Origin of the sequence: Caldanaerobius polysaccharolyticus DSM 13641, from assembly GCF_000427425.1 — a bacterium.
GTDB classification, from domain to species: domain Bacteria; phylum Bacillota; class Thermoanaerobacteria; order Thermoanaerobacterales; family Caldanaerobiaceae; genus Caldanaerobius; species Caldanaerobius polysaccharolyticus.
This window is the reverse complement of record NZ_KE386494.1, coordinates 580,996-603,115: the sequence shown is the minus strand read 5'-3', so window position 1 is coordinate 603,115 and position 22,120 is coordinate 580,996. Positions and strand designations below refer to the sequence as shown.

The 22,120-nt window shown below is 42.3% G+C and carries 25 protein-coding genes and 1 riboswitch; of the genes, 19 read left to right on the top strand and 6 right to left on the bottom strand.

All coding sequences use genetic code 11. The annotated features are described in order from the left end of the window. Nucleotides 1-36: 36 nt before the first annotated feature. Nucleotides 37-687: a sporulation protein YunB gene (yunB, locus tag CALPO_RS0103880; RefSeq protein ID WP_026486160.1), complete on the top strand. Its 651-nt coding sequence runs from the start codon at nt 37-39 to the stop codon at nt 685-687. Between the two features lie 92 nt (nt 688-779). Next, nucleotides 780-2,216, top strand: coding sequence for an aminopeptidase (locus CALPO_RS0103875; RefSeq protein ID WP_026486159.1), 1,437 nt, complete (start codon nt 780-782; stop codon nt 2,214-2,216). A 4-nt stretch (nt 2,217-2,220) separates the two neighbouring features. Here the strand turns inward: CALPO_RS0103875 and CALPO_RS0103870 are convergent, their stop codons facing one another. Continuing rightward, nucleotides 2,221-2,757 carry a CAP domain-containing protein gene (locus tag CALPO_RS0103870; RefSeq protein ID WP_026486158.1) on the bottom strand — a complete coding sequence of 179 codons (537 nt, stop codon included), beginning with the start codon at nt 2,755-2,757 and terminating at the stop codon, nt 2,221-2,223. Nucleotides 2,758-2,902: 145 nt separating this feature from the next. Between CALPO_RS0103870 and CALPO_RS0103865 the strand changes: the two genes are divergently transcribed. Beyond that, a complete protein-coding gene (locus tag CALPO_RS0103865; RefSeq protein ID WP_026486157.1) occupies nt 2,903-3,166 on the top strand; it encodes a DUF3343 domain-containing protein in 264 nt (87 codons plus the stop codon). Here the strand turns inward: CALPO_RS0103865 and CALPO_RS0103860 are convergent. Next, nucleotides 3,158-4,507: a hypothetical protein gene (locus CALPO_RS0103860; protein ID WP_026486156.1), complete on the bottom strand. Its 1,350-nt coding sequence runs from the start codon at nt 4,505-4,507 to the stop codon at nt 3,158-3,160. The genes CALPO_RS0103865 and CALPO_RS0103860 overlap by 9 nt on opposite strands. Before the next feature lie 127 nt (nt 4,508-4,634). Between CALPO_RS0103860 and CALPO_RS0103855 the strand changes: the two genes are divergently transcribed. The 6 genes from CALPO_RS0103855 to trxA all read left to right on the top strand — a co-directional run bounded on the left by CALPO_RS0103855 (nt 4,635) and on the right by trxA (nt 9,055). Beyond that, a complete protein-coding gene (locus tag CALPO_RS0103855) occupies nt 4,635-5,309 on the top strand; it encodes a hypothetical protein (protein ID WP_026486155.1) in 675 nt (224 codons plus the stop codon). A gap of 89 nt (nt 5,310-5,398) precedes the next feature. Further along, nucleotides 5,399-6,502, top strand: a complete 1,104-nt coding sequence (locus CALPO_RS0103850) for a glycosyltransferase family 4 protein (RefSeq protein ID WP_026486154.1) — start codon at nt 5,399-5,401, stop codon at nt 6,500-6,502. 37 nt (nt 6,503-6,539) lie between these two features. Then, entirely contained in the window at nt 6,540-6,974 is a 435-nt protein-coding gene (locus CALPO_RS13190; protein WP_051585813.1) for a MarR family winged helix-turn-helix transcriptional regulator, read from the top strand. A gap of 18 nt (nt 6,975-6,992) precedes the next feature. After that, nucleotides 6,993-7,604 carry a DedA family protein gene (locus tag CALPO_RS0103840; protein WP_035172130.1) on the top strand — a complete coding sequence of 204 codons (612 nt, stop codon included), beginning with the start codon at nt 6,993-6,995 and terminating at the stop codon, nt 7,602-7,604. A gap of 1 nt (nt 7,605) precedes the next feature. After that, nucleotides 7,606-8,658, top strand: coding sequence for a GNAT family N-acetyltransferase (locus tag CALPO_RS0103835; RefSeq protein WP_026486152.1), 1,053 nt, complete (start codon nt 7,606-7,608; stop codon nt 8,656-8,658). Between the two features lie 79 nt (nt 8,659-8,737). After that, entirely contained in the window at nt 8,738-9,055 is a 318-nt protein-coding gene (gene trxA, locus CALPO_RS0103830; protein ID WP_035172127.1) for a thioredoxin, read from the top strand. A 35-nt stretch (nt 9,056-9,090) separates the two neighbouring features. Here the strand turns inward: trxA and corA are convergent, their stop codons facing one another. Continuing rightward, nucleotides 9,091-10,056, bottom strand: coding sequence for a magnesium/cobalt transporter CorA (gene corA / locus CALPO_RS0103825; protein WP_026486150.1), 966 nt, complete (start codon nt 10,054-10,056; stop codon nt 9,091-9,093). Between the two features lie 143 nt (nt 10,057-10,199). Here corA and CALPO_RS0103820 point away from each other — a divergent pair, with 143 nt between their 5' ends. The 4 genes from CALPO_RS0103820 to CALPO_RS0103805 are packed head-to-tail and all read left to right on the top strand — an operon-like array spanning nt 10,200 to nt 13,903. Continuing rightward, nucleotides 10,200-11,990, top strand: a complete 1,791-nt coding sequence (locus tag CALPO_RS0103820) for an FAD-dependent oxidoreductase (RefSeq protein WP_026486149.1) — start codon at nt 10,200-10,202, stop codon at nt 11,988-11,990. A gap of 24 nt (nt 11,991-12,014) precedes the next feature. Next, nucleotides 12,015-12,395 (top strand): NusG domain II-containing protein, encoded by a 381-nt coding sequence (locus CALPO_RS0103815; RefSeq protein ID WP_026486148.1) that lies wholly within the window; start codon nt 12,015-12,017, stop codon nt 12,393-12,395. Then, nucleotides 12,367-12,921 (top strand): Gx transporter family protein, encoded by a 555-nt coding sequence (locus tag CALPO_RS0103810; protein WP_035172123.1) that lies wholly within the window; start codon nt 12,367-12,369, stop codon nt 12,919-12,921. Before CALPO_RS0103815 ends, CALPO_RS0103810 begins: the two co-directional genes overlap by 29 nt. Nucleotides 12,922-12,934: 13 nt before the next feature. After that, on the top strand, nt 12,935-13,903 hold the full coding sequence (locus tag CALPO_RS0103805) for a polyprenyl synthetase family protein (protein WP_026486146.1): 969 nt from the start codon (nt 12,935-12,937) through the stop codon (nt 13,901-13,903). 40 nt (nt 13,904-13,943) lie between these two features. On the opposite strand, the gene CALPO_RS0103800 is transcribed toward CALPO_RS0103805, so the two are convergent. Together CALPO_RS0103800 and CALPO_RS0103795 are read right to left on the bottom strand one after the other, a co-directional pair. Continuing rightward, a complete protein-coding gene (locus CALPO_RS0103800) occupies nt 13,944-14,360 on the bottom strand; it encodes an FMN-binding protein (RefSeq protein ID WP_026486145.1) in 417 nt (138 codons plus the stop codon). A gap of 73 nt (nt 14,361-14,433) precedes the next feature. Continuing rightward, nucleotides 14,434-15,357: a prenyltransferase gene (locus CALPO_RS0103795; protein WP_026486144.1), complete on the bottom strand. Its 924-nt coding sequence runs from the start codon at nt 15,355-15,357 to the stop codon at nt 14,434-14,436. A 109-nt stretch (nt 15,358-15,466) separates the two neighbouring features. Continuing rightward, nucleotides 15,467-15,569: riboswitch (TPP riboswitch) on the top strand. A 37-nt stretch (nt 15,570-15,606) separates the two neighbouring features. Between CALPO_RS0103795 and thiT the strand changes: the two genes are divergently transcribed. The 6 genes from thiT (at nt 15,607) to ymfI (ending at nt 20,521) form a co-directional block, all read left to right on the top strand. Next, nucleotides 15,607-16,245, top strand: a complete 639-nt coding sequence (gene thiT / locus CALPO_RS0103790; RefSeq protein WP_026486143.1) for an energy-coupled thiamine transporter ThiT — start codon at nt 15,607-15,609, stop codon at nt 16,243-16,245. A 119-nt stretch (nt 16,246-16,364) separates the two neighbouring features. Further along, complete coding sequence (gene aroF / locus CALPO_RS0103785) at nt 16,365-17,384, top strand: 3-deoxy-7-phosphoheptulonate synthase (RefSeq protein WP_026486142.1); 1,020 nt, start codon at nt 16,365-16,367, stop codon at nt 17,382-17,384. Next, a complete protein-coding gene (locus CALPO_RS0103780; protein ID WP_026486141.1) occupies nt 17,381-18,235 on the top strand; it encodes a prephenate dehydrogenase in 855 nt (284 codons plus the stop codon). Before aroF ends, CALPO_RS0103780 begins: the two co-directional genes overlap by 4 nt. After that, a complete protein-coding gene (gene aroA, locus CALPO_RS0103775) occupies nt 18,226-19,515 on the top strand; it encodes a 3-phosphoshikimate 1-carboxyvinyltransferase (protein WP_026486140.1) in 1,290 nt (429 codons plus the stop codon). Before CALPO_RS0103780 ends, aroA begins: the two co-directional genes overlap by 10 nt. Before the next feature lie 2 nt (nt 19,516-19,517). Next, on the top strand, nt 19,518-19,784 hold the full coding sequence (locus CALPO_RS0103770) for a metal-sensitive transcriptional regulator (RefSeq protein ID WP_026486139.1): 267 nt from the start codon (nt 19,518-19,520) through the stop codon (nt 19,782-19,784). Continuing rightward, nucleotides 19,781-20,521, top strand: a complete 741-nt coding sequence (gene ymfI, locus CALPO_RS0103765) for an elongation factor P 5-aminopentanone reductase (RefSeq protein WP_026486138.1) — start codon at nt 19,781-19,783, stop codon at nt 20,519-20,521. Before CALPO_RS0103770 ends, ymfI begins: the two co-directional genes overlap by 4 nt. A gap of 35 nt (nt 20,522-20,556) precedes the next feature. Here the strand turns inward: ymfI and CALPO_RS0103760 are convergent, their stop codons facing one another. Then, a complete protein-coding gene (locus CALPO_RS0103760) occupies nt 20,557-22,041 on the bottom strand; it encodes an aminotransferase class I/II-fold pyridoxal phosphate-dependent enzyme (protein WP_026486137.1) in 1,485 nt (494 codons plus the stop codon). Nucleotides 22,042-22,120: the final 79 nt, after the last annotated feature.

Below are 22,120 nucleotides of genomic sequence, written 5' to 3'. Positions count from 1 at the left end.
GCATATAATGAGAGCGGGAGGTGTTGTGTATTGAAAATGCACCATAAGCACCTTAAAGCCCACAGAAGTTATATTTTTTTTATAGTGTTGCTTACAATTTTTATATGTCTGTACATAATAGATAAAAAGATAGAACCTATTGTCCTTGCTTTATCAGAAGCGCAGGCCAGAATTCTTGCTGTAAAATCTATTGACAGCGCGATATATAAAAACATAGTGAGGGATATAGATTACAGTGATCTGGTATACGTGAGGACAGACAAAGATGGAAAAATCGCCATGGTCCAGTCCAACGTAGTAGAGATGAATAAGATAGCTGCTGAGACCTCACTGGAAGTGCAACACCAGCTGGATCAAATAAAATCTCAGAAGGTGTACGTGCCTTTGGGCAGTCTGTTAAGCAATCAGATATTTGCAAATTTTGGCCCTAGGCTTCCCGTTGGAATATTACCGGTGGGGACCGTCGAGGTGAATTTCAGGACTCAGTTTGACAAAGCAGGTATAAACCAGACACGACATAGGATATTTTTGGTGGTTGATGGAAAAATTCAGATAGTTGCCCCTCTTTCCAGTAAAATTATAAATGTGTCTACTGAAGTGCCCATTGCTGAAAACATAATTATAGGCGATGTACCTAACAGCTACTATGATACCACCGATGACAAGTTAAAAATTCCAGTGAAGTAGTATTTCACAGCTGTTTCATGGCTGTTTTGCAAGAAGCTTTCCTTTGTGCTATAATTTCTGGTAAATATAAAAATTTTAAGGAGGTCAGAGGAATGGACGAAGAAAGGACTCCGGGGAAAGAACTAGAGGAAAAGTTATCGTACAAGGTGAAAAGCGCATGGATGAAAATCGGCTCGGGAGAGTTGGATAAAGTATTTCAGTACTGCGAAGGCTATAAAGCTTTTTTAGATGCGGCTAAAACAGAGAGAGAGGCAGCTGAGGAAATTATAAAGAGGGCCAGAGAGAAGGGATTTGAGCCGCTTAGCGATTATATAGCTAAAGGGAAGATACTCAAGCCTGGTACAAAGCTTTATTTAAACAATCATGGCAAGTCGGTGGTTTTGTTTGTGGTGGGGGAGCAACCTCTTGAGAGAGGAATTAACATGATTGTCTCCCATATTGATTCACCGCGGATAGATTTAAAGCCCAATCCCCTTTACGAGAAAAGCGATCTAGCGTTGTTTAAAACCCATTATTACGGTGGCATAAAAAAATATCAATGGGTTGTGATTCCTTTAGCTTTGCACGGCGTGATAGTTAAAGCTAATGGGGAGAAGCTGTACATAAAAATAGGTGAGGAAGCCGGTGATCCTGTTTTTAATATATCAGACCTGCTACCACACCTTGCGCAGGATCAGATGAAAAAGAGTATGAGCGATGCCATAACTGGCGAGAGCTTAAATCCCCTGGTGGGCAGTATACCTTTTGCAGATAAAAAGGCTGAAGAAAAGGTTAAGCTCAATGTATTAAAGCTTCTCAATGAAAAATACGGCATCGTAGAAGAGGATTTCACCAGTGCGGAATTGGAACTGGTGCCGGCGTTTAAAGCCAAGGACGTGGGGATAGATAGGAGTATGATAGGCGGTTATGGACAAGATGACAGGGTATGTGCGTACACTTCCTTGACTTCCATACTGGAATTAGATAAACCCGAATACACTTGTATGGCTATTTTTGCCGATAAAGAGGAGATAGGGAGCGTAGGCAATACCGGCATGGAATCTGTTTTTTATGAAAACGCAGTAGCAGAACTGGCGGGGCTTTGCTATGCTAATTATAGCGACTTGATTTTGAGAAGGATACTGGGCAATTCAAGATTGCTGTCGGCTGACGTAAACGCAGGGGTAGACCCAAATTACGAAGAAGCCTTTGAAAAGAAAAATTGTTCTTATATTGGGAACGGCTTAGTGTTGACAAAATACACTGGCGCACGGGGTAAAGTAGGTTCCAATGATGCCAATGCAGAGTTTGTAGGGAAGGTGCGTAAGATATTCAACGACAACAACGTGGCATGGCAGATAGGCGAGCTAGGTAAGGTGGATTTAGGCGGAGGGGGAACGGTAGCTATGTTTGTGGCCAACCACGGCATACAGACGGTGGATTGTGGCGTGGCCCTTTTAAGCATGCATTCCCCCTATGAGGTGTCTTCAAAAGTAGACGTATATATGGCTTATAAAGGCTATAAAGCTTTTTATTTAAACAGCAAATAGTTTATTATCTTATGAACATTTCTACGACAATCACGTTACCGTATTTGTCGTGGGCAACTCCTACGCCTACATCGGTGTAGGAGTTATTTAGTATATTGGCTCTATGCCCGGGGGAATTCATTAAAGCGATGTGGGCCTTATACACGTTTGCGTTTTTTGCTATGTTTTCACCGGCCATGTTATAGATTATTCCGAATTTCTTCATCATGTCCCATGGCGAGCCGTAGGTCGGCGAAACGTGGGAAAAATAATTGTTTTTGAGCATATCTTCAGCTTTTAAATGGGCGATCATTGATAGCTTTGGATTTGCAATAAGTTTATTTAATCCGTTTTTTGTCCGCTCGGCATTTATATACCCTATCAATTGCTGTTCCTCCTGGGATATCTCATACGCTGCCGGCATTTGTTGCTGTGTAGAATTGTTTATATTATAGGTATAAGACTTTTGCTTGTACCTATGATTGACGGCGGCTGCTGCGCCATTGGCCGTGCTGATAAAAAGCGAGAAAATAAAGGTAAAAGCGAGTAAGACTTTATACATTTTCATGTCTCTCAGTGCTCCTTTTTATAAAATATATTCTAAAATATCAATTCTATAAGTACAGAGTGAATTCCTTTAAGAAATATATGGTATAGTGGGACATATTTTGTGGCTTCCAAATATAATAATAAAGAGGTGATATGCGGTGCACGAATATTGCATAATAGTTTTTTACTCATCGCAGCACGCTATGTACTTTGAAAACAAGTTAAAATACTTGAATTTGAACGTCTCATTTATGCCGACACCCAGGGGGATAACTGCGGGATGCAGTTACTCTATAAGGTTTGACATAAAAGACCTTGATAAAGTGATTCAGGAATACGATAAAATAAAATTCCCTATAGCGGGAATTTTTAAGGTCGTCATGATGTATGGTAAGTATAAAACAGTAGAGAAGTTAAAGTGATCTTAACAAGGCAACCAGTTTGCTTAATATGCTTTTACTTTTTTTGTCGTTTAAATTGTCTAGAAGCTCTTTTAACCTGGCATTTTCTGATTGCAATTGTGTCAGCTCTTTTTGCGTCTTTTCATATATTTCTTTTATGTATTCATTTTGCTTTTTTATAGCTGACAGCTCTAAATTGAGTTTGTCTAAGGCATCGTCAGCGTAAGATTTTTCTGCTTGAAGAGTGGTTATGGCGTTTTTTAAATCTTGTTTTTCTTTCTCCATCTTTTTTACTGCTGAGATCAGGTTCTCGGTATAGTTTTGCAATTCCTTTATATAAAATGTAAAATATCCGGTTTTGCTATTGTTATCATCAAAGAAATCTTTTACTACTGCGATATTTAAATTAGGGTTTTCGTATCCGTATACATATCTGGCATCGAACTTGCTTTTGGAGTTTTCAATGTATCTGGCGACGTAAAAGTCTCGGTCTATGGCCTGGTATTTAAACGGATTGCTCCACGTTGTACCCATGTCTGATGACATACAACAGCACAGGTCGTTTTCCTGGATCCACACAATCCACATAGAAAAGCGTATTTTCATTATAACGGGGTTACAGGGCTTGTTGTATGATGTTATCTTTTTAACATCGCTCCAGGTGTTTTTAGGCCAGCCTCCTTGAAATTTTTTCTTGTAGTATATTCCGTCATGGCTCTGCCATAGGAAATGTATAGTATTTTCGTTGTCTATATACATTTTGGAGGAATGGGGAAGGATGTTGGAAGCAAACTGGATGGGGCTGCTCCACTTATTTATGTGGGGATGAAAGGAAGAAAAATAGCCATTTGTAATGCCGCTGGAAATGTCTTCAAAAATGATGTATATATCATTATTATAATTGGACGCTATATCAAAATAAGGGTCTGGACTATGAAGTTTTAACAGGGTGTTGGCTTCCCACTGAGCCCCATCCCAGCGATGATGTGCAAAAAACCAGCTGGCGTCAAATGTATTTTTAGCGCTGTAAATAACGTGCAAATAGTGTTTTATCTTTTTTATGGCGATTGGACCGTACTTTTGGCTGGAAGTATTGAATTTATAGAGTGATGTGCTTTTCCATCCGCTCTTTGTGTATACAAAGTACATTATCTCACCGCTGTGCAATGTGGCTATAAGGTGTATGTTATCTTCCATGTCTAAGTCTACGTCATAGTATAAAACAGGTTCTTTTATTAGCTTAACTTCGGCGACAGCGCTGTTTTGTATCTTTTTATAAAATAGGGTACTGTCTGAAATGTAGAATATCCAATGTACATCATTATTTTGCTTTATTATTTTAATTTGGTCGCGGGAACTCATCAGCATCACCCCCTGTTATTTTTTCATTTTGAAATATGTATATGCTTTTTGCATATGCTGTAACACTTTAAATTTATTAACGTATACTGTAACTGGGATTAGAAACTAAATTGAAAGGGGGATTAACATGGCATTTAATGCGAAGACCATAGGAAGCTTGCAGGTTGTACCTGGGCCAGTAGAACCCGGACAATTCCCTGAGCCCACCGAGATCGTTTGTATTGTAGCTGATAAGGTCTATGATGCATGTTCGCAGAGAATATGCCTAGATAATATAGCTCCGACGGTTTTTGTGCCTTTAATAGGAGAGACCAATCCGCAGTTCAACAGGTGTGAAAATGTCACTGTAACGCTCTTACCAACCGGATTTACAGTGACGCCTTTGCCGGATAGGCCGGGTTTTGCGAGGGTGCAGGGCACATTTCAGGTGAGTTACAACATAATTGTGAAATACGATAGTGGAGCTGAGCAGACTGTACTGGGTACACCGGCTACGTTTACAAAAGATGTGGTCATGTACGTGCCTACAGCAAATGCTAATAATATCGCTTTTGAAGCTAGTGCCGAATGCCTCTTTGGCAGAGTAAACGTGGATAACACTATTAATGTCATATTAGGCGTTTTCATCATATTAAAGGCCGTTATATCCGTGCAGCTACTTATACCGTCTTTTGGATTCTGTCCGACGCCGCCTGAGTGCGAAGAGTTTCCAGCTAATGTGTGTGAAGAGTTTATGCAAAGGCCGTTCCCGGATATGTTCCCGCCGCAACTGTGGGATGTGGTACCTCCATACGGCGGATAACAGATTAGGGCTTGAAGACCAGCAACGCAAGTTGCTGGTTTTAAAAGTTATAAAGGCGACTTTATAGTATAGAGTATAGGAGGGCTTCCATGAGCATCCTGGTTATAACTACCATCGATTTGAATAAGTCTCTTACTCAAAGACCTCATCATATGATAAAGTACCTTAAAAAAAGAGGCATGAAGACCACGGTTTTATCGGCTTCTTTTGAGAATAACGGCAGCATAAACGATGTTAGAGAAGATAATGTGAGGTATATAATTGTCTCTCTTAGCTTTGCTGATACCTTTAACCCTAATTCTATATATTTGCCTTATTCCAGGTTAGACAGCGACCATTACGACGTATGCATAGCTATAGGCCCATGGGCGGGTTTGGTAGCGATTATTTTAAAGCGCAAAGGCAGAGTAGACAAACTGGTTTACGAAGATGTAGATTATTTCCCTGCTTTTTTTGATTATGACGTGATATACGAAAGGGTAAGGCAGATGGAAAGATTGTGCCTTAACTGGGCTGATATCGTCATATGTGTAAGCGAAGAACTTATAGAGCTGAGAAAGTATCAAACGCAGATCCCCGTGTATTTTATTCCTAACGGCGTTGATCTTAAATTATTCAGAGAGAATAGAGTCGACTACAGTGCTCATAAGTCTGTGGATTTGATATATTCAGGGGCACTGGAAGATTGGGCAGGAGTGGAGTTTGCCATAAGAGGCATGCACAAGTTGGTTGAAATCAATCCTGGTATAAGAATGACCATTTTGGGCAAGGGAAGCAAGGAAAAAATGCTATTTCAGCTGGTGAGGGATTTGTCTTTAGAGGCTTATATTAAATTTAACGGGACTGTAAAGTATGAGGATTTACCTAGCTATTTCAGCAACGCCAGGATAGGAGTGGCTGTGCTAAAGCCGATAGAACTGGTGAGATATGCCTTTCCTTTAAAGGTAATAGAGTATATGGCAGCGGGGTTGCCTGTAATAGGTACAGATGTAGGGGATATGGGTAGGCTACTGAAAGGCAATAACGCGGGCATTGCCATAGACTATAGTCAAAGCGAATTTGTAAAGGCTGTTGACGTGTTGCTGAAAGATCAGGAATTTTATGAAAGATGTTCGGAAAATGCTAGAAAGTTATCGCAGAAATATGATTGGAATTGCTTATTTGACGAAGAATTTGATATAATAAATGTGTAACAAGGTTTTTGACATATATCAAATGAAGAGGGATAGTATGAATAAACTGGATCGCGATTTGGCTGCGGTGATGGCGGCATTTTATTTTGACAATATAAAATACTTCAAACACCTTTTTAAACATGCTGTTATAACCCCCTCCCAGTATAAGATATTGAGCAATATAAAAAAGATACAGCCTTGCAGAATGGGGGACCTCAGCGCCATATCCTGTATAAGTTTTGGTAGCCTTACGGTGATGGTCAATAAGTTGGTTGAAGAGGGTTTTGTAAAGAGGACACCGTGCACAAAAGACAGAAGGATAATTTACGTAGAACTTTCTGAAAAAGGGGAACAATATTTAAAGGAGAGCGCTGAACACTTTATAGGACTGCTAGAGGATAAAGTTCGTCGCCTGGACGATGCAGATAAGAATAGACTTAAAGAATTGCTATCGGAGGCCAATGAACTCTTAAGGAAAGTCTGGGCCTGAACTACTGGAGAGGTCGTAATGAGCAGTGGTTTTGCTAAGCACGTATATGATTACGTAGTGCAATATGGGTATATGGCGGTGTTTGTGGGGTTGGCGATTGAGGGTACAGGTATGCCTGGCCCTGTGGAGATTTTGTTCTTTGCAGCAGGTGTGTTAATAGCAAAGGACATTTTTTCTTTTTGGCTAGTGGTTGCGGTTGCTACCTTGGGAAATTTGACGGGAAATATAGCGGCATATCTCGCAGGGTACTATGGTGGGAGGCCTTTTGTGGAAAAGTACGGCCGTTATCTGCGTTTGACCCATGAGGATATAGACAGGGTGAGCAGGTGGTACGATAAATACGGCGGCGTAATCGTGTTTATAAGCAGGATAATAGGCGTTACCAGGACCCCTGCTATCTGGGTTTCTGGCATATCGCGAATGAACGTGCTGACCTATACCTTTTACTCCCTTTGCGGTGATTTTATATGGGCTAGTTTCTGGACTGTTGTGGGGACTCAGAGCGTCAATGTTGTTAACATCATAAGGCATAACAGGTTTCTTCTTTACATAGCCACTCCGTTGATCGCGTTTGTTGTGGTTTTTGTATGGTGGAAATTTATTAAGTTGTATAGGAACGGGAGAAAGTAAAGTGGGATTTTTGATAATAGATGATATAGGGAAATTAGAAAAATACCGTGACAAGTGGATAGGTATACAGCAACAGGAATTTTTTACACCTTTTTTAAGCTATGAGTGGATTTCAGAATGGCTTAAGTATTTTGGGAAAAGGCGTAAACCTCTTGTGCTGGTAGAAGAAAAGGACGACAAAGTTGTTTCATTAATGCCTCTGATAGCTTCGGGGCTAAGGTATAGGTTTGTGGGGTATAACAACAGCGATTACCTGGACGCATTAAGTCCCTCTAAGAGATTTGATTTAATGATGGATCTGATTAGCGGTTTTACATCTCCCTGCGGTGTGTTTGATTTAGAGCATATACCCGAGGGTTCGGATTTTTTGAAATTCGCAAGGGAAAATTTTGAAAATAAAGCCGTTGTAATTCCTCAGGAAGTATGTCCATACATGGACCTGGCAGATGACTGGGATCGGTGCAAAGCCAGTTTGAATAAGCGCTTTAGGAAAAACTTAGAATATTCCACCAGGCGGTTGCAAAGGGATTTTGAATTTGAGGTGCAAAGGCCTCATTCAGCAGAAGACGTAGAGATTTTTATGCGCTACCTTATAAGGTACCACCAGGAGAGATGGCATAAGAAGGGGATGCCAGGGGCTTTTTATTCTGAAAGGGTAAGGCGATTTCACATATCTGTGGCGAAAAAGCTTTTTGAGGTAGGTTTTTTGCTGCTCAACGCTATAAGCATAAACGGCGAAATAGCGGCGGTTATATACGGATTCAAAACGAACAGGTGTTATTATTACTATTTAAGCGGTTTTGATATGCGGTATTCAAAGTTCAGCATAGGCAATGTACTTATAGGGTTGACCGTTAAAGAAGCTGTGGAAAATGGGGTACGGGTATTTGATTTTTTAAGGGGAAATGAAAGCTATAAATACTTGTGGACAAATAAAAGCAGGCGTATCTATAGAGTTGTCATATCTCGTGGCACAGCACTATCGGAGCTTTTGAAGAGAGGAGTTCTATTGGAGGATAGAATTATAAGGTATGTCAAAGAAAAATTTTCTTGACATGTTGGATCAAATGTATTATATTGTATTTAGATACACCCCCCTGCAATAGGGGGGTAGAGAGATAGGAGGGATCAATATGGTCTTTGAGGCGAGAGATGGGAATTTCGCTCAGGAGGTTTTAAGCGCCGATAAACCCGTTTTAGTTGATTTTTGGGCAGAGTGGTGCATGCCCTGCAGGATGATGTCGCCAGTAGTGGATCAGATTGCAGAAGAGCATCCTGAGATAAAAGTTGTCAAGTTAAACGTAGATGAGAATCCGCTGATAGCGTCCACTTACAGGATCATGAGCATACCCACGCTGGGAATTTTTAAGGATGGCAAAATGGTAGACAAGGTCATAGGAGTAACGCCAAAACAACAACTGGTAAGCAGGATCATGCAGTATGTGGATTAACGCAAAGCATCCCCTAAAAGGGGGTGCTTTGATTTTTAAAGCCATTTTTTTATTTTAAAGAATATGAATTCCAGAATCGTTATAAGGCCCATAACGGCCAGCGTGATAAAGTAGCCGTAATGGTTGTTTAACTCTGGCATGTATTTGAAATTCATGCCGTATATTCCTGTTATAAGGGTAAGGGGCATTATTATCGTGGTTATAATAGTCAGCGTCTTCATGATTCCGTTCATCTTATTAGATATCTGGGACATGAAGAGCTCAAGGGTGCTGGCCAACAGGTCCTGGTATGTATCCAGTAAATCTATTATCCTGAGCAAATGGTCGTATACGTCCATAAAATACGGCCTGTTTTCTTCTTTTATTATGTACAGTTCGTGCCTTAGCAGTATATTCAACACTTCCCTTTGAGGTGAGAGGGTTTTTCTCAGTTTGAGCATGTTTCTCTTTAATAGAAGTATTTCATCCTGTATCTTTTGCGGATATGGGTTTTTGAAGATCTCTTCTTCTATGTAATCTATTCGCTCGCCTATTCTATCCATTACAGGGAAATAATCGTCCACAACGGCGTCAAGGACGTTGTAAGGTATAAAATCTATGCCTCTTTCAAATATTATTTCTGATTCAGCGGTTCTCCTGTAAACTGACTCAAGGGTATTGAGATTTTCCCAATGAAGCGTGACAAAGTAGTTTTTGCCAAGGAACATGTATATTTCAGAGTACGTAAAGTGCCTGTTGACGTCCCTTCCTTTAAATGCGTTGAGCAATATGAAGTAATAGTCTTTATAATCATCTACTTTTGCCCGCTGTTGCCTTTTTACACAATCTTCTATTGCCAGGGGATGAAAGTGAAACACGTCATTTAGGAGCGATAACTCTTTTTCATCAGGTTTTTCCATATCCAGCCAGATTAAAGCTGAGTCTGATAAAAATTCTTTTATTTTTTCTACAGGAAAGTCCTTGTATATCTTGCCGTTCTTGTACGCTAATCCTCTTATCATATCCATCACCTTTGCACTTATTTAAATATATTTTATATCTGTTTTTTGAATTTAAAAAGTATAGACAAATAAATATTTTTGTAATAGAATAATTGTGAAAGTATAGACAAACAGGGGATTTTCAAAGGGTGGAGGCGGAGAGTATGAGTCGTAATAAAAGGATTGTAATCGTTGGCGCCGGGTACGGAGGTGTACATGCTGCCAAGCTGTTAAACAGGAAACTTAAGAAGGAAGAAGGCGTTGAAATAACCCTCATCGATAAAAAACCTTATCACACGTTGGTGACGGATCTACACGAGGTGGCTGGCGCGAGACTGGAGCCTGATAGCGTCTGCGTGTATCTGCATAAGATCTTTGCAGGTAAAAAAGTAAATGTAATAACTGATGAAGTAGAGAAAGTTGATTATGAAATGCAGCTAGTAATCGGTAAAGCAGGGCAGTACGGTTATGACTATCTGATCATCGCTGTGGGCAGTGAGCCCTGTGACTTTGGCGTACCTGGTGTATTTGAGTACGGTTTTACAGTAGGATCGCTGGAATCGGCGACTAAGACCAGAGAACATATTGAGGAAATGTTCAGAAAAGCCAGTGTGGAAGAAGATGTGGAGAAGAGAAAGAAACTGCTTACTTTTGTAGTGGCAGGTGCAGGGTTTACCGGAATAGAGACCGCGGGTGAACTGGCGGAATGGACACGAGATTTATGCACTAAATACCATATAGATCGCGGCGATGTAAAAGTTATGGTTGTGGAGGCACTAGGTAACATACTGCCTAACTTAAACCAGAAGCTGGCAGCCAAGGCGTTTAAATACCTAACCAAGCAGGGAGTAAAAATTCTAACCAATTGCGCTATAACTGAAGTAAACGAAGGCTATGTGGTGCTAAAAGACGGAAATAGGATAGAGACAAAAACCCTTATATGGACGTGTGGAGTCCAGGGAAACAGGTGTGCTGAAAACTTTGGGTTGGAGCTGAATAAGAGATATAGAATACAGACCAATGAGTACATGCAGGCGGCGGGAAAAGAGAATGTATATGTAATAGGCGATGTGGCTTATTGTGAACACGAAGGCAAACCTGCTCCACAGGTTGTGGAAACCGCGCTGCAGACCGCAGAAACCGCTGTTCACAACATAATAGCGGATATGAATGGCGATTCCAAAAAGCCTTTTAAGCCAAATTACCATGGGTTTATGGTGTCTTTGGGCAGCAGGTATGCAGTGGCAGAATTGATGGGCGTATCGCTGTCAGGTTTTTTAGCTATGGCCATGAAGCATCTAGTAAATATGCATTATTTATTTGGGGTGGCGGGTCTTAACGCTGTTTTATCTTATATCATGCACGAGTTCTTTGAGATTAAAGGCAATCGATCGCTGTTGGGGGGTCATGTGGCAGCTAGAATGCCTATACTATGGTTGGTATGCCTAAGGATATATGTGGGTGCGTTGTGGCTTATTGAGGGGATAAGCAAGATACAGCAAGGTTGGCTTAATCCTTCAAAGATATTTATCATAAGCACATCAGACGTATCAGGAGCTACGGCCAAGGCTGGTGAGGCTGCAAATACAGTGCAGACGGTGCAGCCATTGTTAAAACAGCCTCCGGCTGTTTACAAATGGTTTATGGATACCTTTGTAGCGCCCCATGCCTTTGTATTCCAGGCTATGGTAGTGATGACAGAAGTGGCTATAGGTTTGGCGCTGATAGCAGGATTGTTTACCGTGCTGGCGTCGGCGGGATCTATATTCCTTGCGCTGAACTTTATCCTCTCTGCGATGGCAGACAAGTCGATACTGTGGTATATATTTGCGGCTATTGCCCTTATGGGTGGAGCAGGGAGAGCGTGCGGGTTGGATTACTATGTGATACCGTGGATAAAAAACTGGTGGGCCAGGACTCCCTTTGCCAGAAAGACGTATCTATACGTCAGTTAAAGCGATGGGAAAGAAGGCGTTTAGGTGAAAAAAGGCGATATCGTCGTGATGCTTTTTCTGGCGATTTTATCTGTAAGCTTGCTGGGCTTTTACAGGATGACCTCAGGCCGCCATTACGGTCATAAATACGCCGTTATAACAGTGGACGGCAAGTTTTACAAAGAGGTTTCCCTGGACGATGCTAGCTACCAGCAGGAGATCCCTATAGTTACAAGGTACGGCAAAGACGTGTTAATGGTTAAGGATGGTGGGGTAAAAGTCATTTACGCCGAATGCCCTGACAAAATATGTATTAAAGAAGGCTTTATTGATAAGCCAGGGCAAAGCATTGTGTGTTTGCCATTTCGTATAGTAATAGAGATAAAAGGTGAAAAAAATGACCAAGTCGACCAGGTCGTATATTGATCGCAAATCCATATCGACCACTCGAAGGATGGTTTTTTTAGCCATATTAGTGGCTAATTCACTGGCTTTGTACATCGTAGAGTGCATGATTCCTGTTCCTTTTATTGCCCCTGGTGCCAAATTGGGCCTTGCCAACATAGTGACGGTGATATCCCTTTATTTATTTGGCTTTTACAACACCCTTGTGGTAATAGGGGTGAGGATACTTTTGTCCGCGTTTTTTGCCGCGTCGCCCTCTTCTTTTTTTTACAGCATAGGTGGCGGCTTTTTAAGCCTTGTGGCCATGTATATTGTGAAAACCGTTGGGGGAGAGAGCGTAAGCGAGATCGGGGTGAGTATGGCAGGAGCTGTATTTCACAATATCGGCCAGATGGCTGTGGCTTCCCTGATATTGCAAAATATCAACATAATGGCTTATGTTCCCGTTTTGATGATAGCGGGTATAGGAACAGGTATTTTTGTAGGGTTGTCTGCTAAATTTATATTGGATCACTGGAAAAAATTAAAGAATCTAAATCCATACTGAACAAGGTGATTTAATGGATAAATTTTGGAGTGACTATCCCGATATACAGAAGGATCTTGAAGAAGTTAGAAGGATGATAGAGAAGTGTGTAAGCAATGGCAATAAATTGATCAGAGATGTGCTATTGGATATGATCCACGCTGGAGGAAAGATGATTCGCCCTGGCTTTGTGGTTCTGGCAGGGAGATTTGGTAAGTATGAAAGAAAAAAGCTGTGCTCATTGGCGGCTATGATTGAGATGCTTCATATGGCTACCCTTATCCACGACGATATAATAGATAACGCATTGATAAGGCGAAGTAAACCTACTATTCAGGCAGAGTATGGCAAAAATTATGCGGTGTTTATTGGCGATTTTTTATTCTGTCAATGCTTTTTGCTCCTGTCTGATAGCATTGCTGTAAAAGACATTAAAAAAGTGTCCAAAGCGGTGTCTAGAATATGTAAAGGCGAGATTGAACAATTTGAGAGCCAGTACGATGTCAACATAACGGTTACTCAGTATTTAAAGAGGATAGCTGCGAAAACAGCTGTTCTCTTTGCCTTGAGCTTTTATATAGGTGCGCACGAGAGCAATTGCGATGAACGTTTATCTAGGACGCTGGCCAGTATAGGCTACAATATAGGGATGGCCTTTCAAATAATCGACGATATCCTGGATTATACAGGTAATGAAGTGGTAGTGGGCAAGCCGTTAGGCAATGATATTCGACAAGGCATTTTTACCCTGCCTCTGATTTACGCACTGCAGAAGGGCGAGAGAGAAGAAATAACCCCTATCCTCCAAAAAAGGTCTTATGACGAATGCGAAGTAAAAAAGTTAATTGAATTTGCCCGACAAGCAGGTGGAATAGAACAAGCTCGAGAGTTGGCTAGAAGATATACTAAAAAAGCCTTTAACAAAATATCCTCTTTAAAGGAATGCCCCAGCAAACAGGTGCTGACTGAGGTAGCAGAAAAGCTTCTCCACAGAGCATATTAAAACAATAAAGAGCATCCCATTACTTAGGATGCCCTTTTTGTCATTTTGCATTATTTAAGGCTTCTGTGGCTAATTCTTTGAAAGTCTTGGACGATTCAGTAGCTCCTGTAACCGTGTCTACTTTAGACGGGTCTTGTTTATCTACTAACTGCTGTTGTAACTTTTCGTCTACTTCTTTAGGAGTTATATTGTTTTTTGCTTTCATTTTTTCAGCGTACTGTTGGTCGTTTCTTTTGAGATTGCCATTTTTATCCACCTCGTTGTAAACTACGTTGGTGATTTTGCCGCCTTTTACAGTGATCTCTATCTGCCCTTTCCAGCCGTGGCTGTCAAAAGCAGATTGCTCTGCTTTATATGTGCCGTCTTTATAGGTTCCGCTGGCGCTTTTAGTAGAACAGCCGGAAAAAATGAAGGCGGCTACTATCCCTGACAAAGCTATGGCCACAACTTTTTTCATAAAATTCTCCCCTCTGCTAAAATATGAATTTTGTGTTAACATTATTATATCACGTCGTTAAAATAATATCAACTTAAACTAGCAGCGAAATTATTACCATTGCAAGCCCTGTTATCTGATATACCTGGACGGTTTTAGCGTTAGCTCTTATTAACCTAGGTATGTCGTCGTAGAATTTGTTAGCTATATTTACGGACTGTATAACCAGTGGCAGGGTTATGAAGCCTAAAAGCCATAGGGGATTTTTACCTACGACGCTCAATACTATAAGTGATATGTATGTTGCAATGTACAGTGTTGCGTAGACCTTTACCCCTTTTTTCTTGCCTAAGCGCACCAGCCAATTGTACTTATGGCCTTTAGCATCTGCTTCGTAGTCGGGAAACTGATTTATCCACAGGATATTCGTCACTAAAAAGCCTATGGGCAATGATAGCAGCAACACGTATGTATTCAGTTGATGAGTTAAAACCAGGTACATACCCGATGTGATTAAAGGCCCGAAAGTTACCCCTACGGCTATTTCGCCAAGGCCGTTGTAACACAGCTTGAAAGGTGGTATGCTGTAAAAAGCTGATATTAGAACACCTGAAATGCCTATCCATATTACGGATGGTTCACGAAAAAGCACTATGATAAGCCCTATAGCGCACGCTGCTAGCATGGTCAAAAGTGCTATAACTTTAACCTCTTTTACGGTTAATTTGCCTTGGACAATAGTTTTTTTACCTCCGCTAAAAGGAGTTGTGTTTTCAGGCTTTATAAAACGGTCTACCCCTGATTCATAGTCCACAATTTCATTGAGGGCGTTTTTGCCTATTTCAATCAGGTATATGCCTATCACAGATACAGCGAACCACAAGAGGCTGAATCGACCTGTTTGGCCATAGGCGTATGCACCAGCTACTGCCATAGGGACTGTGGATGCTATCCATATTTTAGGATCTGCCAACTGCCAGAATCCGTTCCAGAGCCTGCGAAATTCTGATTTGCTCATAGAGATCTCCTCCCCAAGGTAAGTATATACTTTTGCGATTTTAGGGTCAAGGTTTAGATAACATTTGACATATTGTCCGTTGTGTGGTATAAAGGTGTAAAACAAAATCATCATCCGCCAGGGGAGCTTTTTGCTGAGAGTACGCCGTTAGGGCGTAGACCCTTTGAACCTGTCAGTTAATGCTGGCGTAGGGAGTGCGGAGTATTCTGCAAATACTCCCTGTGGCGAAGACAAAGGGGGTATTTTTTAATGAAGTATCTCGTAGGTGTTTTCAGCGATTTTGCCAAGATAAAAGCGATCACCATTGCGGCTCTCGTTGTGGTGTTGGTAGTGGTTTTAATCTTTTATGTAAGGGGCAAGAAAAGGAGATACGATACAAGGACCATTGTATACGGTGGCTTGAGTATAGCCATATCTTTTGTATTATCGTATGTAAGGCTATATCATATGCCTCAAGGGGGTACGATCACCCCTGCCAGCATGCTTCCTCTTTTTATCTACGCGTATGCTTTTGGACCAGCGGCGGGTATAACAGCGGGAGTGGCTTATGGCTTTTTGCAGCTGATACAGGACGCTTTTGTGGTACACTGGGCTCAACTTTTATTGGATTATCCTTTGGCATTTGGCGCGCTGGGGATAGCGGGTTTTTTTAAAAAGAATCTACCCTTGGGTATAGTAGCAGGAGGCGTAGGAAGGTTTGTATTCCATTTTATATCAGGCTTTGTGTTTTTTGCATCGTATGCTCCTAAAGGAATGAACCCGGTTTACTATTCACTGGTATACAATGCTACTGTAATAGGGCCTGAGCTGGTTATCTGTCTAGTGGTATACGCTATTCCCCAGGTAAAGAGGGCGATAAAAGTTTTGTCAAATCCCTCTGCGTTATGATATAATTTGTTATCATGTAGGCGATAATATCGTTGTATAACGGTGTTTTCGTAGCATGGTAGCACGGTTTTTAATTTTTTTATTTTTATTTAGTAGTACGGTAGAGGAGGAATGTTTTTATGGTAATACTGTTAAAATCTGATTATACCGATGAAGAGCTTAAAGGCGTATGCGATTTTTTGATTAGCAAAGGCTTGAGCTACCACATATCCAAAGGCACTGAGAGGACTATTATAGGCGTTATAGGGGATAAAAAAGTGCTGGAGGATTATCCCGTAGAGCTGTTGCCAGGTGTTGAAAAGGCTGTGCCTATAGTGGAGCCGTATAAACTGGTTAACAGGAATTTTAAACCCGAGCCTACGGTCGTGGACGTGGACGGCGTGAAAATCGGCGGTGCTGAAATCGTGCTTATAGCGGGGCCGTGTGCGGTAGAAAGCAAGGAACAGCTTATGACTGTGGCCAGAGCTGTTAGAAGTTGTGGTGCCAAGATCTTGCGAGGTGGTGTGTTTAAGCCCAGGACGTCCCCTTATTCTTTTCAAGGACTACAATGGGAAGGGCTTGAGTTAATGGTGGAAGCTAAAAAAGAGCTGGGCATAAGGATAGTCACAGAAGTGGTAAACACACAGGATGTGGAGCGGGTAGCCGAAAAGGTTGATATGCTTCAAATTGGTGCCCGCAATATGCAGAACTTCCAGCTGTTGAGAGAAGTGGGAAGAAGTAAAAAGCCTGTCCTTTTGAAGAGAGGTCTTGCGTCTACCATAGAGGAGTGGCTAAATGCCGCTGAATACATTGTGGCAGAAGGCAATCCCAATGTAGTCTTGTGCGAGAGGGGGATAAGAACCTTTGAGACGTATACCAGGAATACCCTAGACCTTAGCGCTGTACCTGTGGTTAAGTCTAAGAGCCATTTGCCTATAATCGTGGACCCCAGCCACGGCACGGGGAAGCGGGAGCTTATAAAACCTATGGCTATGGCGGCCATTGCCGCAGGTGCCGATGGCCTCATAATTGAGGTGCATCCTGAGCCTAAGCTGGCATTGTCCGATGGCCCCCAGTCTTTAAAGCCTGAGGAGTTCAAAGACCTGGTCAGCGGTGTGTCTAAAATTGCCGATGTAATGGGAAGAAGGGTTGGCCTGTGAACATAGGAATAATAGGTTTGGGGCTTATAGGCGGCTCCCTGGCAAAGGCCATAAAAGCTCGCCTATGCCATCGAATATGGGCGGTGGATGTAGACTTCAATAGCCTCAAGACGGCTTTTGACGAGGGAGTGGTGGATGAATTCTGGCTTTCACTGGGCGACATAGAGGGAGACATTGCTGCTGATGTGGTGTTTGTGTGCACTCCTGTGAGCAAGGTATATGATACGGTAAAGGCCGTGGCGCACAGGGTAAAAGCAGGTACTATAGTGACCGACGTGTGTAGCGTAAAAGGGGATATGCTTAAAAAGGTTGTAGAGGAAATTCCCCATGGGGTTTACTTTATATCGGGACATCCTATGGCCGGTATGGAAAAAGGCGGATATTTTAACGCTACTCCCGATTTGTTTAAAAATTGCGCGTACCTTTTGATGCCTTTAGCAGCTCCTTCGGACAAAGTGGATTTGCTTACATCTATAGTTTCCTCGATAGAGGCAAGACCACTGCTTATAGACCCTGATTATCATGATGTGGCAGTGGCTGTTATAAGCCATATGCCTCATGTGATATCTGCTGCCTTGTTAAATACAACAATGGATAGTGACAAAGATGGCGTATTGAGCGAGATAGCGGCGGGAAGCTTCAGGGATTTGACCAGGGTATCTTCTTCCTCTCCTGAGATGTGGAGAGACGTGTGTTTGCGCAATAAGGGCAAGATCCTGGATGCTATAAAGGCATTTGAAGGCGAACTGGAGCACTTTAAAAACATTCTGGAAGAGGAGAATGGAGAGAAATTGGGCGATTTCTTTTCGAGAGCCAAGAATTATCGGGAGAGGGTTATATCATGCAGGTAAAAGGCAAATGCAGGGGACTGTACGGTACTATTACTATCCCTGGGGATAAATCCATATCCCATAGGGCGATTATGATAGGAGCTCTTGCTGAAGGGGATACGGTTATATATAATTTTTTAAAGGGACAGGATTGTCTGTCTACTATAGCCTGTTTCAGGCAATTAGGTGTAGATATCGAAGAGCAGGGCGAAAAAATAGTGGTGCACGGCAAAGGGCTAAGGGGGCTAAAAAAACCTGAAAATACCCTTTATGTAGGCAATTCTGGAACTACTATAAGGATAATGACAGGTATTTTGGCAGGACAGCCTTTTGAGGCTGTGCTAGATGGCGACGATTCTATAAGAAAAAGGCCCATGGGCAGGGTTATAAAGCCATTGCGCCAGATGGGAGCGGTGATACAAGGTAGAAATGGGGATATGTATGCCCCTATAACCGTACGAGGTTCTTATCTTAAAGGCATTGAGTACACCATGCCTGTGGCCAGTGCTCAAGTAAAATCATCTATACTAATGGCATCCCTGTACGCTGAAGGAGAAACCGTAATCTATGAGCCTGTAAAGTCCAGGGACCACACGGAGACAATGCTTTCAGCTTTTGGGGCGGATGTTAAGGTTTCAGGCAACCGTATTGTGTCACGACCTGTAGAACGATTAAAAGCCCAGACTGTGTATGTGGTAGGTGACATCTCTTCAGCGGCATATTTTATTGTAGGTGCTCTTGTAGTACCTGATTCCGACGTGTTGATAAAGGACGTGGGGGTAAATCCCACTAGGACGGGAATAATTGATGCTCTGGTTAGCATGGGAGCGGATATCCGGTTGATAAATAGGAGAACGGTGAACAATGAGCCTGTAGCCGACATACGGGTGAGGGCCAGTCAGCTTCATGGTACTATAATATCAGGGGATATAGTACCGAGGATGATAGATGAGATACCTGTTTTTTGCATTGCCGCATCTGTAGCCCAAGGGGTTACTACCATAAAGGACGCTTCAGAGCTTAAGGTTAAAGAAAGCAACAGGATTTATGGGATGGCTCATAATTTACGGTTGCTAGGCGTGGATGTGGAAGAAACCGATGACGGAATGGTTATATACGGTAAACCTAAAGGAGGCCTTAAAGCTTCGACATTTAAAAGCTTTGGAGACCACCGCATTGCCATGTCCATGGCAATAGCTGCTTTGATTACAAGAGGGGAATCGACAATAGAGGGTTTTGATTGCGTTGATATTTCTTTTCCTGGTTTTATGGGTGTATTAAATGGTATAAGGAGAGATTGACAGTGGCTGACGATATGAAAAAGGACATCATATTCAGGCTGAGGACCATTAAAGGGCATATTGACGGCATAGAGAAAATGGTGGAAGAGGGAAAGACGTGCGATGAAATCCTGTTGCAAATAGCTGCCATAAAGTCCTCGATAGAGAAAGTAGGTTATTCGATACTGGAAAACCACGCAAAAGAATGCCTTGTGGACATTGAAAAGCAGGGCGTCAACGTGGAAAAGGTCAACAAGGTTATCCAGTCGGTGTTGAAATTTGTAAAATGAAACTAAAAGGCAAGGCAGCTATAGTGACAGGAGCTTCTAGAGGTATAGGCAGGGCTATAGCTTATAGGATGGCACTGGAAGGTGCGAAGGTTTTGGTCAATTACCATAAGTCTAAAGATGAGGCTGTACAACTCGTCAGAGAGATAAGGAGTAAAGGCGGGTACGCAGTGGCCTTTGGCGCTGACGTGAGGGATAGAAAATCCGTCAGGGAAATGGTTGAGGTAGCAAAAGTCAATGTGGGAAGACCTGACATTGTGGTAAACAATGCGGGAATTGCGCGCTATACACTTTTTACTGATATGCCTGATGAGCAATGGAAAGAGGTTATGGATACCCATGTATTGGGGACCTATAATGTTTTAAAGGAAGTACTGCCTTATATGATATCGGAGAAAAAAGGCTGTATAATAAATATAACGTCCATATGGGGCATTTGTGGCGCGGCTATGGAAGTGGCTTATTCTACAGCTAAAGGGGCGATAATAGCTATGACTAAAGCCCTGGCAAAGGAGTTGGGTCCTAGCGGTATAAGGGTTAATGCCATAGCCCCTGGCATTATAGATACAGATATGCTCAGAAGCTTTACTGCTCAGGAACTGGAAAAGATGAGAAATGCCATACCTGTAAAGAGGATCGGAACACCCGAGGATGTGGCTGAAGTGGCTGTTTATCTGGCGTCAGATGAGGCGTGCTATTTAACAGGGCAGGTGATAACCGTAGACGGAGGTTATATTTAAACCCCTTTCAGCCGTAAATGGCTGAAGGGGTGTTTTCATGCGGTTATATTGATGGCCTTTAGATCTCTGACCACCTTTATGTAGTTTACGTCAGGGTCTTCTGTTCCCTGGACGAACAACCCTGCTGCTTTCATTTCCTCTACGTAGTCTACGATCTCCTGGGTTATTATCTCGCCAGGACATAACACAGGGATGCCAGGTGGGTATGAGAGGATGAATTCGCTGCTTATCTGGCCTACGCTGTCTTTTAGAGGCAGCAGGGCGGTATCGCTGGCGAAAGCTTCTCTAGGGTTTAAAAGCTGTTCTGGTATGTCAGGGATGTCACGGCACGTAAACTTCTTTGTTCCTTTTTTATAATAAGATTCGCTTATTTCCTCCAGGGCGTGTAGAAGCGCGTCTACCGATTTTTTGGTATCTCCTATGGAGAATACGGCAAGGGCGTTGTACATATCAGCCAGCTCCAGTTGTACGTGGTATTTTTCCGAGAGCAACCTCTCCAGCTGATATCCAGTTATTCCCAATTCCCTGGCATTAATTGTTACCTTTGTGGGATCAAAGTCATATATGCCATTGCGGCCTATGAGCTCTTCACCCGGGCAATAAAGGCCTCGCATGCGATTTATGGCCTTGCGGGCGTATTGCGCCAGCCCGATGGTTCTATCCAGCAGCGCTTTGCCTTCTGTGGCCATTTGCATCCTGGCTACGTCCAGCGATGCCAGTATCACATATGAAGGGCTGGTGGTCTGCAACAGGCTCATCACAGCTTTAACTCTGTTGATGTCTACGGTGTTTCTGACGTGAAGCATAGAGCCTTGGGTCATAGCTCCCAGTATTTTATGGGTGCTCTGGGATGACATGTCGGCACCGGCGTCTAGAGCGCATAAAGGAAGTTTTTCATTAAATTTTAGATGAGGGCCATGGGCTTCATCTACCAGCAACAACATGTTGTTCTGGTGGACGATGTCGGCGATCGTTTTTATGTCGGTAGCAGCGCCGTAATAAGTAGGGTTTATTATCAAAACGGCTTTAGCATCGGGGTTTTCGCTTATGGCTTTTTTTACAGCGGCCGGCGTCACGCCCATGGCTATTCCCAATCTGTCATCTATTTCGGGTTTTATGTACACAGGTGTAGCACCGCTTAGTATTATTCCCGAAGTAACTGATTTGTGAACGTTTCTGGGGATGATGATTTTATCCCCTTCTTTTACTGTGCTCAATATCATGGCCTGGATGGCTCCGGTTGTGCCATGGATGCAGAAGAAAGTAGCGTCAGCGCCAAAAGCATCTGCAGCTAGTTCTTGGGCTTCTTTTATTGCGCCTGTAGGTTTGTGAAGGCTATCCACTTCCTTAAATACGGTTACATCGATGGATAGCACGTTGGTTCCTGTAAATTTTTTAAATTTATCGTGCATTCCTGCGCCTTTTTTATGACCTGGTACGTGAAAAGGCACGGTATTGTTTTCATAATATTTTAAAAGCGCGTCAAAAAGAGGGGTTCTCGTCTGATCCAATTTGTACAAGTTTATTTACACCTTCTTTCTACGGTTTAAAAGCCCGAAACTCTGCAAAGTTTCGGGCTTGCAGCGATATAATTATAGA

Bases quoted from the DNA above. Each gene is read 5' to 3' on its own strand.
- yunB (WP_026486160.1), top strand. From the start codon at position 37: ATGCACCATAAGCACCTTAAAGCCCACAGAAGTTATATTTTTTTTATA.
- thiT (WP_026486143.1), top strand. From the start codon at position 15,607: ATGAAGTATCTCGTAGGTGTTTTCAGCGATTTTGCCAAGATAAAAGCG.
- CALPO_RS0103820 (WP_026486149.1), top strand. From the start codon at position 10,200: ATGAGTCGTAATAAAAGGATTGTAATCGTTGGCGCCGGGTACGGAGGT.
- CALPO_RS0103795 (WP_026486144.1), bottom strand. From the start codon at position 15,357: ATGAGCAAATCAGAATTTCGCAGGCTCTGGAACGGATTCTGGCAGTTG.
- trxA (WP_035172127.1), top strand. From the start codon at position 8,738: ATGGTCTTTGAGGCGAGAGATGGGAATTTCGCTCAGGAGGTTTTAAGC.
- CALPO_RS0103800 (WP_026486145.1), bottom strand. From the start codon at position 14,360: ATGAAAAAAGTTGTGGCCATAGCTTTGTCAGGGATAGTAGCCGCCTTC.
- CALPO_RS0103850 (WP_026486154.1), top strand. From the start codon at position 5,399: ATGAGCATCCTGGTTATAACTACCATCGATTTGAATAAGTCTCTTACT.
- corA (WP_026486150.1), bottom strand. From the start codon at position 10,056: ATGATAAGAGGATTAGCGTACAAGAACGGCAAGATATACAAGGACTTT.
- CALPO_RS13190 (WP_051585813.1), top strand. From the start codon at position 6,540: ATGAATAAACTGGATCGCGATTTGGCTGCGGTGATGGCGGCATTTTAT.
- CALPO_RS0103875 (WP_026486159.1), top strand. From the start codon at position 780: ATGGACGAAGAAAGGACTCCGGGGAAAGAACTAGAGGAAAAGTTATCG.
- CALPO_RS0103805 (WP_026486146.1), top strand. From the start codon at position 12,935: ATGGATAAATTTTGGAGTGACTATCCCGATATACAGAAGGATCTTGAA.
- CALPO_RS0103810 (WP_035172123.1), top strand. From the start codon at position 12,367: ATGACCAAGTCGACCAGGTCGTATATTGATCGCAAATCCATATCGACC.
- CALPO_RS0103860 (WP_026486156.1), bottom strand. From the start codon at position 4,507: ATGAGTTCCCGCGACCAAATTAAAATAATAAAGCAAAATAATGATGTA.
- ymfI (WP_026486138.1), top strand. From the start codon at position 19,781: ATGAAACTAAAAGGCAAGGCAGCTATAGTGACAGGAGCTTCTAGAGGT.
- aroA (WP_026486140.1), top strand. From the start codon at position 18,226: ATGCAGGTAAAAGGCAAATGCAGGGGACTGTACGGTACTATTACTATC.
- CALPO_RS0103840 (WP_035172130.1), top strand. From the start codon at position 6,993: ATGAGCAGTGGTTTTGCTAAGCACGTATATGATTACGTAGTGCAATAT.
- aroF (WP_026486142.1), top strand. From the start codon at position 16,365: ATGGTAATACTGTTAAAATCTGATTATACCGATGAAGAGCTTAAAGGC.
- CALPO_RS0103870 (WP_026486158.1), bottom strand. From the start codon at position 2,757: ATGTATAAAGTCTTACTCGCTTTTACCTTTATTTTCTCGCTTTTTATC.
- CALPO_RS0103855 (WP_026486155.1), top strand. From the start codon at position 4,635: ATGGCATTTAATGCGAAGACCATAGGAAGCTTGCAGGTTGTACCTGGG.